The organism is Serratia sp. EWG9 (assembly GCF_019913725.1).
In the GTDB taxonomy this organism is placed as follows: domain Bacteria; phylum Pseudomonadota; class Gammaproteobacteria; order Enterobacterales; family Enterobacteriaceae; genus Serratia; species Serratia ureilytica.
Window position 1 is genome coordinate 41,901 of sequence record NZ_JADNRO010000006.1, and the last position, 17,251, is coordinate 59,151.

The following is a 17,251-nucleotide window of genomic DNA, read 5'->3' on the forward strand; positions in this document are numbered from 1 at the left end:
AAATTGGGCGGCGTTCCAGTGTCGTGGAAGTTTAGCAGAGCGTTTTTTCTTCGATGAATTTATTGACGCAATTCATCAGGTCTTGTGCCGTTGGCTGTGCCAAGGCTTGCGCTGCCAACGCCTTCACATCTTCGAAATTCGTGTTGCGAATAATTTTCTTGATGCGCGGGATTGAAATCGCACTCATGCTGAACTCATCCAGCCCCATGCCCAATAACAACAGTGTAGCACGCTCATCGCCAGCCAGTTCGCCGCACATGCCGGTCCACTTGCCTTCCGCGTGAGATGCATCAATAACCTGTTTGATCAGGCCAAGCACTGATGGGGACATCGGGTTATAGAGATGAGAAATCAGCTCGTTGCCGCGATCTACCGCCAGAGTATACTGGGTTAGATCGTTTGTCCCAATACTAAAGAAGTCGACTTCTTTCGCCAGGTGGTGAGCGATGACCGCCGCAGCCGGTGTTTCCACCATCACGCCCACTTCGATGCTCTCGTCAAACGCCTTGCCTTCTTCGCGCAGCTGCGCCTTCAGCGTCTCGATTTCGCCTTTCAGATCGCGCACTTCTTCCACGGAGATGATCATCGGGAACATGATGCGCAGTTTGCCGAACGCCGAGGCGCGCAGGATGGCGCGCAGCTGGGCGTGCAGGATTTCACGGCGGTCCATCGCGATGCGGATGGCGCGCCAGCCGAGGAACGGGTTCTCTTCCTTCGGCAGGTTCATGTACGGCAGGTCTTTGTCGCCGCCGATGTCCATGGTGCGGACGATCACGGCCTGCGAGCCCATGGCTTCCGCCACGGCTTTATAAGCCTGGAACTGCTCGTCTTCGGTTGGCAGCGAGTCGCGGTCCATGAACAGGAATTCGGTACGATACAGGCCGACGCCTTCCGCGCCGTTGCGCTCTGCACCCGCGACGTCGCGCACGGTGCCGATGTTGGCGCAGACTTCAACCTGATGGCCGTCCAGCGTAATCGCCGGCAGGTCCTTCAGCTTGGCCAGATCGTTTTTCTCAGTGATGTATTGGTTCTGGGCGGCTTTCAGCTGATCGATAACGTCAGCGGTCGGGTTAACGTAAATCTGGTTGTTAACCGCGTCCAGAATCAGATAGTCGTCGTTCTTCACCTGCTTGGTCACGTCGCTGGTGCCGACGATCGCCGGCAGCTCCAGGGAGCGCGCCATGATAGAGGTGTGGGAAGTGCGGCCGCCGAGATCGGTAATGAAGCCCAGCACTTTGTCCAGGTTAAGCTGCGCGGTCTCGGACGGGGTCAGATCGGTGGCCACCAGGATCACTTCATCCTGAATGGAGCCCAGATCGACGATAGGCATGCCCAGAATGTTCTGCAGCAGGCGTTTGCCGATGTCGCGCACGTCGGCGGCGCGTTCTTTCAGGTATTCGTCGTCCAGCTCTTCCAACGCTTTCGCCTGGCCTTCGATCACGGTGTAGGCGGCGGCGTCTGCGGAGGCCAGATCGTCTTTGATTAGGGCTATGATTTCCTGCTCAAGCTCTTCGTCTTCCAGCAACATGATGTGGCCTTCGAAGATAGCTTCCTTCTCTTCGCCGAAGGTTTCGCCAGCTTTGGTCTTGATCGCTTCCAGCTGTTCGGACGCTTTCGCGCGGCCGGCCAGAAAACGCGAGACTTCCTGCTCTACTTGATCAGCAGAGATTTTCTTCCGGTTGATGACAATGTCGTCTTCTTTCAGCAAGAGAGCCTTACCAAAAGCGATGCCCGGTGATACTAAAATGCCTGAAATCATAACCCTACCTTACTCTTGACTGGTGTTAACTAAAAAGACGGGCCGATTACTCAAGCTCTGCCATCAGTTTTACCAAGTGCTCAACGGCTTTCTGCTCGTCTTCACCTTCAGCGGAGATGGTCACTACGGTCCCTTGAGTCAGCCCCAGAGTTTGCAGTTTGAACAGGCTTTTGGCGCTGGCGCTTTTGCCGTTGGAGGTTACGGTGATGTCAGACGTGAAGCCTTTTGCTTCTTTAACGAACTGAGCGGCAGGGCGAGTATGCAGACCATTCGGAGCGGTAATAGTAACTTCTTGCTGGAACATTGATGTTTCCCCAACTTATTGGATTAATGTTGTGGAGCTAAAGTTTAGCCCAGGGGCCTGACTTTAGCTTGTCTGGTTATAGCGCCTGACTATGGACAGGGGCGAACGTTGATGCAACAGAAAACGACGCGTTAGGCACTTCAGATCAAAAAACTCGGCTTTTGACGTCGTTCCAATCCGCTCCCCATTATGCCCGATTCGCCGCGTCGGCGACAGATGAGTAAATCGATTCAGCCTTGACCGGGCTCGGAGAGTGATTAATTTTGCGCATCGAAATAATGCACCGTTAAATACTAAAGGCGACGGGCAAAAGCAATCTTGGACTGCTATAAAGTTTGATCCAGTCCACAAAAAAGCACCCCGCGGGGTGCTTTTTTAGCGATTTGTGCAGTGCCGGAATTACTGCTGCAATTCCTGCTCGGTGAACAGATCGGCAAACAGCGCGGTGCTGAGATAACGTTCGCCGGAAGAGGGCAGGATAACCACAATGGTCTTGTCGGCGAACGCCGGTTCTTCGGCCAGTTTTACCGCCGCCGCGACCGCTGCGCCGGAGGAGATGCCCGCCAGGATGCCTTCTTCGTCCATCAGACGGCGCGCCATGCTGATGGCTTCGTCGTTGGAGATTTTTTCGACGCGATCCACCAGGTCCAGATCGAGGTTGCCTGGAATGAAGCCGGCGCCGATGCCCTGAATTTTGTGCGGGCCCGGCTTCAGCTCTTCACCGGCCAGCGCCTGGCTGATGACCGGCGAGTCGGTCGGCTCGACCGCCACGGTGGTGATGGCTTTGCCTTTGGTGTTCTTGATGTAGCGGCTGACGCCGGTCAGCGTGCCGCCTGTGCCGACGCCGGAGATAAACACGTCGACTTCCCCGTCAGTGTCTTCCCAGATTTCCGGACCGGTGGTTTTTTCATGGATGGCCGGGTTGGCCGGGTTGCTGAACTGCTGCAGGATCAGGTAGCGGTTCGGATCGGTGGCGACGATCTCTTCCGCTTTGGCGATGGCGCCTTTCATGCCTTTCGCCCCTTCGGTCAGCACCAGATTGGCGCCCAGCGCCTTGAGCAGCTTGCGGCGCTCGATGCTCATGGTTTCCGGCATGGTCAGCGTCAGCTTGTAGCCGCGCGCGGCGGCCACGAAGGCCAGCGCGATGCCGGTGTTGCCGCTGGTCGGCTCCACCAGTTCCTTGCCGGCGGTCAGCACGCCGCGTTGTTCCGCATCCCAAATCATATTGGCACCGATGCGGCATTTGACGCTGAAGCTCGGGTTGCGTGATTCAACCTTGGCCAGAATGCGTCCGTTGCCGATACGGTTCAGACGAACCAGCGGCGTATGGCCGATTGTTAATGAGTTGTCTTCATATATCTTGCTCATAGCCCGTCCTTTAACTCTATGAAAATGTGGGGAACATCGAAAGCATACGCTAACAGTACCGGCAGGGAAGTAAAGAATTGGTATATCTATATGTTATTAGGAAATAAGTTTTAAGCACAATGATAAGGGCGCGAAATGCGCGCCCTGTCGAAAATTCCCGCGCTGTCGGCGGTAAAAAACGGCGATTATCGGACGAATTGCGTGCGATAACGATCGACCCACATCGCGGTGGCGCCGCAGACGGCGACCGGCAGGATCACCAGGTTGAGGATGGGGATCATGGTGAAGAGGCTGATCAGCGCGCCGAACTGCAGATTGTCGGTTTTGTGCTGGCGCAGTGCGCGGCGCATATCGGCAAAGCTCACCTTGTGGTTGTCGAACGGATAGTCGCAATACTGGATCGCCAGCATCCAGGCGCTGAACAGGAACCACAGCACCGGCGCCACCGTCTGGCCGATGCCGGGCACGAAGTACAACGCCAGCAGCAGCAGCGCGCGCGGCAGGTAATACATCAGCTTGCGCCATTCGCGCGCCATGATGCGCGGCAGATCTTTGGCGATGCCGAGCAGGCCGGTGTCCGGCAGCGGTTTACCGGTCAGGCTGCCTTCGAGCTGCTCGGCCAGCAGGCCGCAGAACGGCGCGGCGATCAGGTTGGTGAGGGTGCTGAACAGATAGCTGAACACCAGCAGCACCGAAATGACCGCCAGCGGCCACAGTAGGTAGCTCAACCATTGCAGCCAATCGGGAACGTGGCTCATCATCGCCGGGATCCAGTCGCCGAGGCGGCTGAACAGCCACCAGAAAGCGGAGCCCATCAGCAGCACGTTGACCAGCAACGGCAGGACCACATAGCGTTTAATCCCCGGGCGCGAAATCAGGCGCCAGCCTTCGGCGAAATAATGAATGCCGCTGGTGGAACGGGAAGGGGGCTGCGTATAGGACATATCTTAAGTTATCTCGTTGTCTGAACAGGCATCATTATCATATAGGGATGATTTTCCACTGGCTAGGGTAGGGTTGGCTGAAAAACCAGCAGAAAAAGGCAGTATAATCATCTTTATTGGCATAAAGTTCAGCACGGACTTGCACTTGTGTGCGCGGGCAAATAGAGTTAAAGAGTGAATGTTTGCCGCGGTGGCAATGTATTGGAACAACAGAGATAGCAATGATGCAGGATTTGCGTCTGATATTAATCGTTGTTGGCGCGATCGCCATAATAGCGCTGTTATTGCACGGTCTGTGGACCAGTCGCAAAGAACGGTCAGCGCTCTTCCGCGATCGCCCAGCCAAACGTTCCCAAAAGGAACGTGAACAAACTCCGATCGACGATCTCGAAGAAGGCGTCGGTGAGGTGCGCGTACGCGCCGCTCACCCGCAAGACGAGCCGTCATTCGGCCATTTCGATGCCGCACGCGAAGAACCCGTGGCCGCGCCGAAGCCCGCTCCGGCGGCTGCGCCTGCGCCCCGCGCCGTTCAGCCGGCTGCTCATCAGACGCCGCCTCCGCTGTCTCAGCGGCCGGAGTACGATGACATCCTGCTGAACAACTACGCGCCGGACGAAGAACCGGCCGAGCCGCAGCAACCGCAACCGGCCGCGCGCCGCGAGCCGCGCGTTGACGATCTGCCGCATGAACATGAGGCGCCGCTGGCGGCGGAACCGGCATTCCACGCCGAACCCGCCCCGGTGCAGCAAGCGCCGGAAGTGAAGCCTGCGTCGGAACCTGCACCGCAGCCGCAACAGCCGGCCGCTGCGCCAGTACAGGCTAAACTGAAAGAGACCGTGCTGGTGCTGCACGTCGCGGCCCATCAGGGCGGCGTGATCGGCGGCGAAGTGCTGCTGCAGAGCGTGTTGCAGGCGGGCTTCCAGTTTGGCGAGATGGGCATCTTCCACCGCCATATCAGCCCGGCCGGCAGCGGCCCGGTGCTGTTCAGCCTGGCGAACATGGTCAAGCCGGGGTCGTTCGATCCTGACATGATGTCCGATTTCTCCACGCCGGGCGTGTCGATGTTCATGATGGTGCCGTCTTACGGCGACGCCAATCAGAACTTCAAGCTGATGCTGCAGTCGGCGCAGCGCATCGCCGACGACGTGGGCGGTGTGGTGCTGGACGACGAGCGCCGCATGATGACGCCGCAGAAGCTGGAAACCTACAAAGCGCGTATCCGTGAAGTGTTGGAAAACAACGCCTGACCGGGTTGCCGCGCGCACTGAACATCCGTAACAACAAAGCCCCCGCTAGCCGGGGGTTTTTTATCTTTGATGGTGAGCCATGGAATCGATAATCCAACAAATCAATCAACTACGAGCCACATTGCGCCATCATGAATACCAGTATCATGTGCTGGATGCGCCCGAAGTGCCGGATGCGGAATATGACCGCCTGATGCGCGAGCTGCGCGAGCTCGAGAGCGCGTATCCGGAGCTGATCAACGCCGATTCGCCGACCCAGCGCGTGGGCGCGGCGCCGCTGGCGGCGTTTGACCAGGTGCGTCACGAAGTGCCGATGCTGTCGCTGGACAACGTGTTCGACGAAGAGAGCTTCCTGGCGTTTTACAAGCGCGTGCAGGACAGGCTCAAGAGCAGCGATCCGCTGACCTTCTGCTGCGAGCTGAAGCTGGACGGCCTGGCGGTCAGCCTGCTGTACGAAGACGGTGAGCTGGTGCGTGCGGCGACGCGCGGCGACGGCACCACCGGCGAGAACATCACCTCCAACGTGCGCACCATTCGCGCCATCCCGCTGCGCCTGACCGGCGACAACATCCCGCGCCGGCTGGAAGTGCGCGGCGAAGTGTTCATGCCGCAGGCCGGGTTTGAACAGATGAACGAAGAGGCGCGGCGCAAAGACGGTAAGGTGTTCGCCAATCCGCGCAACGCCGCCGCCGGTTCGCTGCGCCAGCTCGATCCGCGCATTACCGCCAAACGTCCGCTGACCTTCTTTTGCTATGGCGTCGGGCTGCTGGAAGGCGGCGAGCTGCCGCGCAGCCACTTTGAACGCCTGATGCAGTTCAAGGCCTGGGGCCTGCCGGTCAGCGATCGCGCCCAGCGCCGCACCGGCAGCGAGGAAGTGCTGGCGTTCTATCGCCAGGTCGAGCGGGACCGCGCACAGCTCGGTTTCGATATTGACGGCGTGGTGATCAAGATTGACGACATCGATCTGCAGGAAACGCTGGGCTTCGTGGCGCGTGCGCCGCGCTGGGCGACGGCGTTCAAATTCCCGGCGCAGGAGCAGATCACCGTGGTGCGCGAAGTGGAGTTTCAGGTTGGCCGCACCGGCGCGATTACGCCGGTGGCGCGCCTTGAGCCGGTGCTGGTGGCCGGGGTGACCGTCAGCAACGCCACCTTGCACAACGCCGATGAAATTGAGCGGTTGGGGCTGCGCATCGGCGATACGGTGATCGTGCGCCGCGCCGGCGACGTGATCCCGCAGGTGGTGGGCGTGCTGGAAGACCGTCGGCCGCAGGATGCGCGCGAAGTGGTGTTCCCGCTGCACTGCCCGGTGTGCGGTTCCGACGTTGAGCGCGTGGAAGGCGAGGCCGTGGCGCGTTGCACCGGCGGTCTTATCTGCGGCGCGCAGCGCAAAGAGGCGTTGAAGCATTTCGTTTCCCGCCGCGCGCTGGACGTTGAAGGCATGGGCGACAAGATCATCGAGCAGCTGGTGGACAAGGAGTACGTGAAGAACCCGGCCGATCTGTTCCGGCTGTCCGCCGGCATTCTGACCGGCCTGGATCGCATGGGGCCGAAATCGGCGCAGAATCTGGTTAATGCGCTGGAGAAATCCAAGCAGACCACCTTCGCTCGCTTCCTGTATGCGCTCGGCATTCGCGAGGTCGGCGAAGCGACCGCCGCCAACCTCGCGGCGCATTTCGGATCGCTCGAGAAGCTGTTCGCCGCCGACATCGAGGCGCTGAAAGAGGTGCCGGACGTCGGCGAAGTGGTGGCCAAACACACGCGCAACTTCCTCGATGAAGCGCTCAATCAGCAGGTGATCAACGAGTTGGTGGGCGCCGAAATCGGCATCCACTGGCCGGCGCCGGTGGTGGTGGCGGCGGAAGAGATAGACAGCCCGTTCGCCGGCAAAACCGTGGTGCTGACCGGCTCGCTGAGCCAGCTGTCGCGCGACGAGGCCAAAGATCGCCTGACGGCGCTGGGCGCCAAGGTCAGCGGCAGCGTGTCGAAGAAAACCGATCTGGTGATCGCCGGCGAGGCGGCCGGCTCCAAGCTGGCGAAGGCTCAGGAGCTGGGTATCGCCGTGATCGACGAAGCGGAGATGATCCGCCTGCTGGGTGAGTGATGGAAAAAGAAAACCTGCTGGAGATCGCCAATACCGTGATGCCGTTCGGCAAGTACCAGGGGCGGGTGCTGATCGATCTGCCCGAAGAGTACCTGCTGTGGTTCGCCCGCAAGGGTGAATTCCCCAAAGGCAAGCTCGGCATGCTGATGGAGATGACGCTGGCGATTAAAATCGAAGGGCTTGACCACCTGGTCAAGCCGCTGAAGAAAAGCTGAACTGACGGGCCTTGGCCCGTCTTTTTTTTACCCGCGCGACGCCTGCGCGTTGGGCACCGCCTGTTGCGCCCGCTGCTTGCGCTGATACCTTTTCGCCAATACCGCACAGGTCATCAGCTGCACCTGATGGAACACCATCAGCGGCAGCACTATGATCCCCACCGTCGCCGCCGGGAACAGGATATTGGCCATCGGAATGCCGTTCGCCAGGCTCTTCTTCGAACCGCAGAATACGATGGTGATCTCGTCCGCTTTGCTGAACCCCAGCCAGCGCGCCATGTAAGTGTTCACCACCAGCACGATCGCCAGCAGCACGATGCTGCCACCGACGATAAACGCCAGTGAGCCCATCCCTACCTGATGCCAGATGCCGTGCGTCACCGCCTCGCTGAAGGCGGCGTACACCACCAGCAGAATTGAAGTCTGATCGGTTTTACCGATAAGCGGCCGATGGCGTTCGATCCAGCCGCCGATCAGCGGCCGCAGCAGGTGACCGGCGACGAACGGCACCAGCAGCTGCAGCACGATCGAACCGACCTGCCGCAGGCCGCCGGTATCGCCGTGCACATTCATCAACAAGCCGACCAGCAGTGGCGACACGAAGATCCCGAGCAGGCTGGAGGCGGAAGCGCTGCATACCGCCGCCGCGACGTTCCCGCCCGCCAGCGAGGTGAAGGCGATGGCCGATTGCACGGTGGCCGGCAGGATGCACAGGTAGATGAAACCGGCGTACAGCTCGGGGCTGACGTCGATCGGCGCCCACCAGGCAAACAGCACGCCCAGCGCCGGAAAAATGATGAAGGTGCTGCACATCACCCACAGATGCAGCCGCCAGTTGTTGCTGCCGGCCAGGATGGCCTCGCGCGACAGCTTGGCGCCGTGCATGAAGAACAGCAGGGCGATGGCGGCGATGGTCAGGGCGTTGAGCCAGCCGACGAACTCGCCGCGCGCCGGCAGGAACGACGCCAGCAGCACGGTAGCGATCAGCGTCAGGGTAAAACGATCGGGCAGAAATCTCATGGCGGTGCGCTCAGGGTCGAAAATCGATAGGGCTATTCTCCTGCGCGGACATATAATAATTAAATTGATTTATTTAATTCATATATGAATAAAACACATGAATTACTCACTCAAACAGCTGCGGGTGTTCGTCGCCATCGCCCGCCACGGCAGCTTCAGCCGCGCCGGTGAGGCGATCGGCCTGACGCAATCGGCGATCAGCCACAGCGTGAAAGAGCTGGAAGCGGAGGTCGGCGTGCGGCTGCTGGATCGCACCACGCGTGAAGTGGTGCTGACCGACGCCGGTCTGCGGTTGGCCAACCGGGTCGAGCGGCTGCTGGATGAACTGCAGGCCGCTTTGCTGGATGCGCGCAGCTTTGGCGTACAGCGCAGCGGCACTGTGCGGGTGGCGACGAGCCAAACCATTTCCGCCCATCTGATGCCGCAGTGCATCGCCGCCGGCGAACGCGAATACCCGGAGATCCGCATCATGCTGCGCGATCAGGCGCAGCAGCAGGTGCTGCACAGCGTGCGTAACGCCGAGGTGGATTTCGGCATCGTGGTCGATCCGGTGCAGGCGGTGGATCTGGAGTGCGAAGCGGTGCTGCACGAACCGTTTCTGCTGCTGTGCCGCGACGATCATCCGTTCGCTGCGCAGCAGGCGGTGCGTTGGTCGGCGTTGAACGGTTGCCGCCTGGTGTTGCAGGATTATGCGTCGGGCAGCCGACCGCTGATCGACAGTGCGCTGAGACAGCAGGGCGTAGAGGCGCAGGTGGTGCAGGAAATCGGCCATCCGGCCACGCTGTTCCCGATGGTGGCGGAGGGGATTGGCATCAGCATTTTCCCGGCGTTGGCGCTGCCATTGCCGGAAGGGGGGCGGCTCCGGGTGCGGCGGCTGGTGCCGGAAATTAACCGCGCGCTGATGCTGGTGCGGCGCAAGAACCGCTCACTGACGCCGGCGGCGGAGGCCATCTGGCAGGTGGCGCGTCAGCAGGCGGCGCTGCTGCAACAGCGCCGGCGGGAAAACGCGGCATATTGACTCAGATATAGACGTCCACCGCGTTGAGCGGCGTTGGGCGGTTTACGCCGTCGCCGGATTTCGCCGCGGCTTTTTCCATTTGCTCCTGCTGCTGCTTTTCCATTTCTTCTTTCTGGATGCGCGCGATCTCGGCCTGCAACATCTTGATCTGCGCTTCGATCAGCTGTTTCTGCTTTTCGATCTCTTTGGGATCGGCGTCGGAATCCTTCAGTTCCACCAGCTTTTGCTGCAGCGCCTGAATCTGCCGGTTCAGTGCCTTGATGCGCGCCGAAGCGCGGCTTTCATTGAGGTTAACTGGTTCGTCATTGCCGTTGGCGCGTTCGTTTTTCTCCATCTTGCCGCCTTGCGGCTGGTTGTTGACCGGTTTGGCCATCAGCAATTCGCCCTGATGGCCCGGCGCGCTGAAGACGTTGCTGACGCCGGGGACGGTATTCTTGATCGGTACGATCATGGTGATGGTGGTCGACATGGTTGCTCTCCCTGAGTCTGGATCTCGCTGTTCAGGGTATCGGCAGCGGCGGCTAAATCTTTACCTGCCGAAGACGCGGCCAGCGCAGCAGCCAGCCTTTGTCGACCACGCGCTGGGCATAGGCCGTGCGATCGCCATTTTTCACGTTGAAGGTAATGGTGTCGTTGAACAGCGCCGCGAGCCCGAAAGGGGCGACCAGCGTGATGCTGTCGTCGGCGTTCAGGCGCGCGCCGATCGCCGTTTCCACTTCGGTCCAGAAGCTGATGGCCTCTTCGCTGTTGCGGTAGGGCGCGCGGCCGCTGCGCAGGTGCATGCGCGCCTGGTTCTTGACCGACCACGGCTGCGGCAGCCACTGCTGCAGCCGCGCCTCCAGCATGCGATCGCGTTCGGCGTCCGCCCGCTCCGCATCGAAGTGGATCACGTCGATATCGTTGAGCGGCGTGGGCTCCGCATAGCCGTGGCGCCGATCCCACACCAGGTTGCGCACAAAGCCGGCGCCGAGGCACCAGTCATTCAGGCCGAGCCGGCGCACGGTGCGCAGGGCGGCCATGCGCGCGCTATCTTGTTGCAGCCAGTCGATAATTTGCCGTTGCGGATCCATCACCCCTCCTGTTTTCGCGGCTACTGTAACCCGAAGCGGCGGCGGGTGAAATGGGGGGATGCGCGATGGCGGCGATAGCAGGCAAATTAATTTTCTTGCTTCACTGACTACACTTGGTGCAGGGCTTTTATCTCGTCACTCAGGGCAAGGGAGGGGGCTATGTATCAGGCAACGTTGGGCCAACGCGGCTATCGCTTCGGCGGCCTGCGCCAGCTGATGGCGAAAGCTTCGCCGGCGCGTTCCGGCGATTATCTGGCGGAGGTGGCGGCGGAAAGCGCCGAAGAGCGCATGGCGGCGCGCATCGCGCTGGCGGATGTGCCGCTCAAGGCGTTCCTGCAGCAGCCGCTGGTGCCGTACGAGCAGGACGAGGTGACGCGCCTGATCATCGATAGCCACGACGCCGCCGCCTTTGAGCCCATCTCGCACCTCACGATCGGCGATTTTCGCGACTGGTTGCTGAGCGAGCAGGCGGACAGCGCCATGCTGGCGCAGGTGGCCGCCGGCATTACGCCGGAGATGGCGGCGGCAGTAAGCAAGATCATGCGCAATCAGGATCTGATCCTGGTGGCGAAGAAATGCCGGGTAGTGACGCGCTTTCGCAATACGATTGGCCTGCCGGGCCACCTCAGCGTGCGGCTGCAGCCCAATCACCCGACCGACAGCCTGCAAGGCATCGCCGCCAGCATGCTGGACGGTTTGCTGTACGGCAGCGGCGACGCGGTGGTCGGCATCAATCCGGCCAGCGACAGCCTGCCGCTGCTGGAAAAACTCAACTACATGCTGGACGACGTGATCCAGCGCTTCGCCATACCCACCCAATCCTGCGTGCTGACCCACGTGACCAACACGCTGCGGCTGATGGAGCGCGGCGCGCCGGTGGATCTGGTGTTTCAGTCGATCGCCGGTACCGAAGCGGCCAATCGCGGTTTCGGCATCAGTCTGGCGCTGCTGGCGGAAGCGCAGCAGGCGGCGCTGAGCCTCAAGCGCGGCACGTTGGGCGATAACGTAATGTACTTCGAAACCGGGCAGGGCAGTTGCCTGTCGGCTAACGCGCATCACGGCGTCGATCAGCAGACCTGCGAGGCGCGCGCCTATGCGGTGGCGCGGCATTTCTCACCGCTGCTGATCAACACCGTGGTGGGGTTTATCGGCCCTGAATACCTGTATGACGGCAAACAAATTATCCGCGCCGGGCTGGAGGATCACTTCTGCGGCAAGCTGCTCGGCCTGCCGCTGGGCTGCGATGTCTGTTACACCAACCATGCCGAGGCCGATCAGGATGATATGGACACGCTGCTGACGCTGTTGGCCGCCGCCGGGCTGACGTTCCTGATCGGCGTGCCGGGCGCGGACGACATCATGCTCAATTACCAAAGCACCTCGTTCCACGACGCGCTCTATATCCGTGAACTGCTGGGGCTGAAGCACGCGCCGGAGTTCGCCGCCTGGCTGGCGGCGATGAACATCACCGATGAACGCGGACGGCTGCGCGACGCCGCCGCCAATCACCCGCTGTTGCTGGCGCTGCAGGGAGAACGGACATGAGCAAACCGGTTCACGTCAACAGTTGGGACGCGCTGCGCGCCTTTACCGATGCGCGCATCGCGCTGGGGCGCACCGGCGCCAGTCTGCCGACCGACGAGCTGCTGCGCTTCGGCCTGGCCCATGCCCAGGCGCGCGACGCGGTGCATCAGCCATTCGAGAGCGAACGGCTGGCGGCGGATCTGCACGATGCCGGTTGGCCCACGCTGGCGGTGCACAGCCAGGCCGTTGACCGCGCCGCCTATCTGCGCCGTCCGGATCTGGGGCGGCGATTGGCGCTGGACAGCCGCAGCCTGCTGCTCGGCGTGCCGCCGCGCCGGACCGATCTGCTGCTGGTGGTGGCGGATGGCCTCTCTTCCAAGGCGGTGCACCGCCAGGCATTGCCGCTGCTGCAGGCGCTGCGGCCCTATCTCGATACATTGGGGCTGGCGATCGCGCCGGTGGTGTTGGCGCATCAGGCGCGAGTGGCGCTGGGGGATGAGATCGGCGAGTGCCTGCAGGCCCGGGCGGTGGCGGTGCTGATCGGCGAACGGCCGGGGCTGTCGTCGCCGGACAGCCTGGGGGTTTATCTGACCTGGGAGCCGAACGCGCGCAGAAGGGACTCAGAGCGCAACTGCATCTCCAATGTGCGGCCGGAGGGGCTGGATTATCCGCAGGCGGCGTTCAAATTGGCCTGGTTGCTGGAACAGGCGTGCCGGCGACGGCTGACCGGCGTCGAACTGAAAGACGAGAGCGACAACCCGGCGCTGCGCGGCCGCGTCACCCCGCTTTACGCCCAGTTGGGCGGTTGACCGATGGTTTGCTGCAGCAGGGCGGTGAAGGCCGCCAGGCGGGCGGACACTTTCGCCACCGGCCGCAGCAGATAGATGCCTTGCTGTTCATGGCGCGGATCTTCCAGCATCTGCACCAGCCGCCCATGCTGCACGTCCGGCCCCACCACCCAGTTGGGCAGAAAGGCGATGCCGAGGCCGAGCAGCGCCGCCTGACGCTGCGCGGTGAAGTCATCGCAACGCAGCGCCATGGTGCAGCGGTTCATCAACGCCGCGTCGAGGATCTGCGCCCAGCAGGCCGGCTGTTGTTTGTGGTAGCGGGCGATCAGCCGGTGCTGCGGCAGCGCCTCCAGATCGCTCGGCAGGCCATAGCGGGCGACGTAGCCGGGGCTGGCGCACATCACCCAGCGTTGGGTGGCGATGCGGCTGGCGTACAGCGCGCTGTCCTTCTGCTCGCCGATGCGGATGGCGGCGTCCAGCCGTTCCTGGGTCGGATCGGTCTGGCGTTCGGTCAGATCGAGATCGACCCACAGCTGAGGGTAACGTTCCGCCAGCGTCGGCAGCAGCGGCAGCACATAGGTTTTGCCGAAGGTCGGCAGGCAGCTGATGCGCAGCGTGCCCTGCGGCGTTTCGTTCAGCGCGTTCAGCTCGGCGCGAATGCCGGTAATGTCCGTCATCAGCGTGGCGGCGCGTGCCAGCAGCAGCTCGCCGGCGTCGGTCAGCAACAGGCCGCGGGTGGAGCGCACGAACAGCGTCGCGCCGAGCGCGCTTTCCAGCGCATCGATATGGCGCACCAGCGAAGAAGGCACCATACCCAGCTGGCGCGCGGCGGCGGAAAAGCTGCCCAGGCGGGCCACGTCGAGAAAGATTGGCAGATGTTCTACATAGCGGGCGTCATTCATTTTTGCATTATATGCAAAAGCGTTTCTTATGAATACCCGCTTCTCTGTTGGCGATGCTGCGGCTACTCTGATTGCGGGTTGACGACGGGCTTCAGCGTCGCCGTATCCCGGCCGCATAGAGAGAAAATGCATAAACCTCGCGGCGTTTAGCACCAAATAGCAGATGTTTTTCCCAGGCTGCGTCAGCCGCCTGTGGCGTTGATTGTCGCTCCAACACCAGATTAACCGTTCAATTTGATATCCGACTCAACCTTAATGATTAGTGAGTCTTTACTTTCGCTTATCTTCTTGTTGTTTCTGGATATCGGCCGGCCAGCCGTGCCGGTTTTTTTGTCGCCTCAGGCTGAATCGTTCCAACTGATGAACGCGCCTGAGGGGCATCTTGGCCCGCCGTCGGCGGGTCTTTTGAACGCGTGGAACCGCAGTTCCGCGCTGGTGGAGGAGTCAGCATGAACGAAAAACACGGGTGTTCCTGTGCGCGCCATTTGGCGCAGGGTTTCGCCAGGCAGTCGATCAACGCCGGGGAGGGCGAAATCTATCAAATCTCGCTGATGAGCGCGCTCATCGACGGGGTTTATGAAGGGGAGACCACCATCGCCGAATTGCTGAAACACGGCGATTTCGGCCTCGGCACCTTCAATCATCTGGATGGCGAACTGATCGCGTTCGATCAGGAAATACACCAGCTGCGCGCCGACGGCAGCGCCCGCCCGGCCGGTTTGCAACAGAAAACCCCTTTCGCCGTCGTCACCTTTTTCCAGCCCAGCGTCAGCCAGCAATTCGATCGGCCGATCACCAAGGCGCAACTGCACCAATGCATCGATGAACAGGTCGCCTCGCCGAACCTGTTCTGCGCGGTGCGGGTCGACGGTGAGTTCAGCCATGTCGAAACCCGCACCGTACCGCGTCAGGAACGGCCTTACCGCCCAATGCTGGAAGCGATAGAAGAGCAGCCGACCTTCTCGTTCCATCAGCGGCGCGGCACGCTGGTCGGCTTCCGCTCGCCCGATTACATGCAGGGCATCGGCGTGGCCGGCTATCACGAACACTTCGTTACCGACGACCGCAGCGGCGGCGGCCACGTGCTGGATTACCAGCTCGATCATGGCCGCCTGCAGTTCGGCGTCATCACCCGTCTCAATCTTCAGTTACCGCATGATGCGGATTTCTTGCGCGCCAACCTCTGTCCAGAGGATTTGGATCGCGCAATTCGTTCCGCCGAGGGCTAATCCCGGCGATCGTATTCTTAGGAGGTGGAACCATGGCACAGGAAAAAACAGGCAATGACTGGCAATGCGGCGCCGACTTGGTGGTGAAAAACCTGGAAGCGCAGGGCGTCAAACACGTTTTCGGCATTCCGGGCGCCAAGATCGACCGGGTGTTCGATTCGCTGGAAGATGCGCCGTCGATCGAAACGGTAGTGGTGCGCCATGAGGCCAACGCGGCCTTTATGGCGGCGGCGGTCGGCCGCCTGACCGGCAAGGCGGGGGTGGCGCTGGTCACCTCCGGGCCGGGCAGCTCCAACCTGATCACTGGGCTGGCAACCGCCACCTCGGAAGGGGATGCGGTGGTGGCCTTCGGCGGCGCGGTGAAACGCGCCGACAGCCTGAAGCAGACGCACCAGAGCATGGATACCGTCAGCATGTTCCGGCCGGTGACCAAGTACTGTGCCGAAGTGCATGCCGGTTCGGCGATTTCCGAGGTGATCGCCAACGCCTTCCGCCGCGCCGAGTTCGGCCGGCCGGGGGCGTCGTTCGTCAGCCTGCCGATGGATATCGTCAATGAGCCGGTCACGGCGCCGGTGCTGGCGGGCTGCCGCTTGCCGCGCATGGGGGCCGCGGCGGCGGACGACATTCAGGCGGCGGTGAAACTGATCCGCCAGGCCAAATGCCCGGTGCTGCTGCTGGGCTTGCAGGCCAGCCGGCCGGAGAACAGCGAGGCGGTGCGCCATCTGCTGTACCGCACCCATATGCCGGTGGTCGGCACCTATCAGGCGGCGGGGGTGATTGACGTCAATCACTTTGCCCGCTTCGCCGGCCGCGTCGGCCTGTTCAACAACCAGCCGGCCGATCAGCTGTTGCAAAAGGCCGATCTGGTGGTCAGCGTCGGCTACGATCCGATCGAATACGATCCGTGCATGTGGAACAGCCACGGGCGGCTGAAGCTGGTGCATATCGACGTGCTGCCGGCGGACATCGATACCTGCTATCGGCCGGACGTCGAGCTGGTGGGCAACATCAGCGCCACGCTGAACATGATGACCGAAGCGTTCAATGAGGCGGTCTGCGTCCCGGCGGAGGTGGAACTGATCCTGACCGATCTCGGCCGCCAGCGCGCCGAATTGGCGGAACGCGCCGCGCGCCGCGGCGGCATGCCGATCCATCCGTTGCGCATCGTCAAGGAGCTGCAGGACATCGTCAGCGACGACGTGACGCTGTGCGTGGACATGGGCAGTTTCCACATCTGGATCGCCCGCTATCTTTACAGCTTCCGCGCTCGCCAGCTGTTGATCTCCAACGGCCAGCAAACCATGGGGGTAGCGCTGCCGTGGGCCATTGGCGCGGCGCTGGTGCGCCCCGGCGATAAGGTGGTGTCAATCTCCGGCGACGGCGGCTTCATGCAGTCGAGCATGGAGTTGGAGACCGCGGTGCGGCTGAAAAACAACATCGTGCACGTGATCTGGGTCGATAACGCTTACAACATGGTGGAAATGCAGGAAGTGAACAAATACCAGCGCAAATCCGGCGTGGAGTTCGGGCCGATCGACTTCAAGGCCTACGCGGAATCCTGCGGCGCGGTCGGTTTCGCCGTGCAGTCGGTGGAAGATCTGCGGCCGATGCTGCGCAAGGCGATGGAGATCCAGGGGCCGGTGGTGGTGGCCATTCCGGTCGACTACGCCGATAACTATAAGCTGATGGCGCAGATGAACTTCAGCCAGATGATTTAATTTCATCATCCTCGCGCCGTTTCACCGGGGCAGGCCGCTTGCGC

The 17,251-nt window shown here is 61.5% G+C and carries 16 protein-coding genes; 8 read left to right on the forward strand and 8 right to left on the reverse strand.

Features of this window, described 5'->3' with window-relative positions; translation table 11 throughout:
* Nucleotides 1-31 precede the first annotated feature (31 nt).
* From ptsI to cysZ, 4 genes are all read right to left on the reverse strand, one after another.
* Nucleotides 32-1,759, reverse strand: coding sequence for a phosphoenolpyruvate-protein phosphotransferase PtsI (ptsI, locus tag ITX55_RS14730; RefSeq protein ID WP_004936461.1), 1,728 nt, complete (start codon nucleotides 1,757-1,759; stop codon nucleotides 32-34).
* Between the two features lie 46 nt (nucleotides 1,760-1,805).
* The gene (gene ptsH / locus ITX55_RS14735; RefSeq protein WP_004936458.1) at nucleotides 1,806-2,063 is read right to left on the reverse strand and encodes a phosphocarrier protein Hpr; all 258 of its coding nucleotides are present in this window, start codon (nucleotides 2,061-2,063) and stop codon (nucleotides 1,806-1,808) included.
* Nucleotides 2,064-2,462: 399 nt separating this feature from the next.
* Nucleotides 2,463-3,431, reverse strand: coding sequence for a cysteine synthase A (gene cysK, locus ITX55_RS14740; RefSeq protein ID WP_016926786.1), 969 nt, complete (start codon nucleotides 3,429-3,431; stop codon nucleotides 2,463-2,465).
* Nucleotides 3,432-3,616: 185 nt separating this feature from the next.
* Complete coding sequence (gene cysZ, locus ITX55_RS14745; protein WP_108681683.1) at nucleotides 3,617-4,375, reverse strand: sulfate transporter CysZ; 759 nt, start codon at nucleotides 4,373-4,375, stop codon at nucleotides 3,617-3,619.
* 221 nt (nucleotides 4,376-4,596) lie between these two features.
* On the opposite strand from cysZ, the gene zipA reads away from it, so the two are divergent.
* From zipA to ITX55_RS14760, 3 genes are all read left to right on the forward strand, one after another.
* Nucleotides 4,597-5,622 (forward strand): cell division protein ZipA, encoded by a 1,026-nt coding sequence (gene zipA, locus ITX55_RS14750; protein WP_089195040.1) that lies wholly within the window; start codon nucleotides 4,597-4,599, stop codon nucleotides 5,620-5,622.
* A gap of 79 nt (nucleotides 5,623-5,701) precedes the next feature.
* Complete coding sequence (gene ligA, locus ITX55_RS14755) at nucleotides 5,702-7,723, forward strand: NAD-dependent DNA ligase LigA (protein ID WP_223085193.1); 2,022 nt, start codon at nucleotides 5,702-5,704, stop codon at nucleotides 7,721-7,723.
* On the forward strand, nucleotides 7,723-7,938 hold the full coding sequence (locus ITX55_RS14760) for a DUF3820 family protein (protein ID WP_004936441.1): 216 nt from the start codon (nucleotides 7,723-7,725) through the stop codon (nucleotides 7,936-7,938). Before ligA ends, ITX55_RS14760 begins: the two co-directional genes overlap by 1 nt.
* A gap of 27 nt (nucleotides 7,939-7,965) precedes the next feature.
* Here the strand turns inward: ITX55_RS14760 and ITX55_RS14765 are convergent, their stop codons facing one another.
* Nucleotides 7,966-8,958: a bile acid:sodium symporter family protein gene (locus ITX55_RS14765; protein ID WP_108681681.1), complete on the reverse strand. Its 993-nt coding sequence runs from the start codon at nucleotides 8,956-8,958 to the stop codon at nucleotides 7,966-7,968.
* Nucleotides 8,959-9,055: 97 nt separating this feature from the next.
* Between ITX55_RS14765 and ITX55_RS14770 the strand changes: the two genes are divergently transcribed.
* Nucleotides 9,056-9,976, forward strand: coding sequence for a LysR family transcriptional regulator (locus ITX55_RS14770; protein ID WP_108681679.1), 921 nt, complete (start codon nucleotides 9,056-9,058; stop codon nucleotides 9,974-9,976).
* A gap of 1 nt (nucleotide 9,977) precedes the next feature.
* Here ITX55_RS14770 and ITX55_RS14775 read toward each other — a convergent pair whose 3' ends face one another.
* Nucleotides 9,978-10,445 carry a FlxA-like family protein gene (locus tag ITX55_RS14775; RefSeq protein ID WP_021505617.1) on the reverse strand — a complete coding sequence of 156 codons (468 nt, stop codon included), beginning with the start codon at nucleotides 10,443-10,445 and terminating at the stop codon, nucleotides 9,978-9,980.
* A gap of 52 nt (nucleotides 10,446-10,497) precedes the next feature.
* Nucleotides 10,498-11,046: a nucleotidyltransferase family protein gene (locus tag ITX55_RS14780; RefSeq protein WP_072627219.1), complete on the reverse strand. Its 549-nt coding sequence runs from the start codon at nucleotides 11,044-11,046 to the stop codon at nucleotides 10,498-10,500.
* A 159-nt stretch (nucleotides 11,047-11,205) separates the two neighbouring features.
* On the opposite strand from ITX55_RS14780, the gene ITX55_RS14785 reads away from it, so the two are divergent.
* On the forward strand, nucleotides 11,206-12,591 hold the full coding sequence (locus ITX55_RS14785; protein ID WP_033643955.1) for an ethanolamine ammonia-lyase subunit EutB: 1,386 nt from the start codon (nucleotides 11,206-11,208) through the stop codon (nucleotides 12,589-12,591).
* Entirely contained in the window at nucleotides 12,588-13,379 is a 792-nt protein-coding gene (gene eutC, locus ITX55_RS14790; protein ID WP_108681677.1) for an ethanolamine ammonia-lyase subunit EutC, read from the forward strand. Before ITX55_RS14785 ends, eutC begins: the two co-directional genes overlap by 4 nt.
* Here the strand turns inward: eutC and ITX55_RS14795 are convergent.
* Nucleotides 13,358-14,260, reverse strand: coding sequence for a LysR family transcriptional regulator (locus ITX55_RS14795; protein WP_042785148.1), 903 nt, complete (start codon nucleotides 14,258-14,260; stop codon nucleotides 13,358-13,360). The two genes, eutC and ITX55_RS14795, sit on opposite strands and share 22 nt — an antisense overlap.
* Before the next feature lie 449 nt (nucleotides 14,261-14,709).
* On the opposite strand from ITX55_RS14795, the gene budA reads away from it, so the two are divergent.
* Complete coding sequence (gene budA / locus ITX55_RS14800; RefSeq protein ID WP_033643951.1) at nucleotides 14,710-15,489, forward strand: acetolactate decarboxylase; 780 nt, start codon at nucleotides 14,710-14,712, stop codon at nucleotides 15,487-15,489.
* 32 nt (nucleotides 15,490-15,521) lie between these two features.
* Nucleotides 15,522-17,207 carry an acetolactate synthase AlsS gene (alsS, locus tag ITX55_RS14805; RefSeq protein ID WP_033643950.1) on the forward strand — a complete coding sequence of 562 codons (1,686 nt, stop codon included), beginning with the start codon at nucleotides 15,522-15,524 and terminating at the stop codon, nucleotides 17,205-17,207.
* The last annotated feature ends 44 nt before the right edge of the window (nucleotides 17,208-17,251 follow it).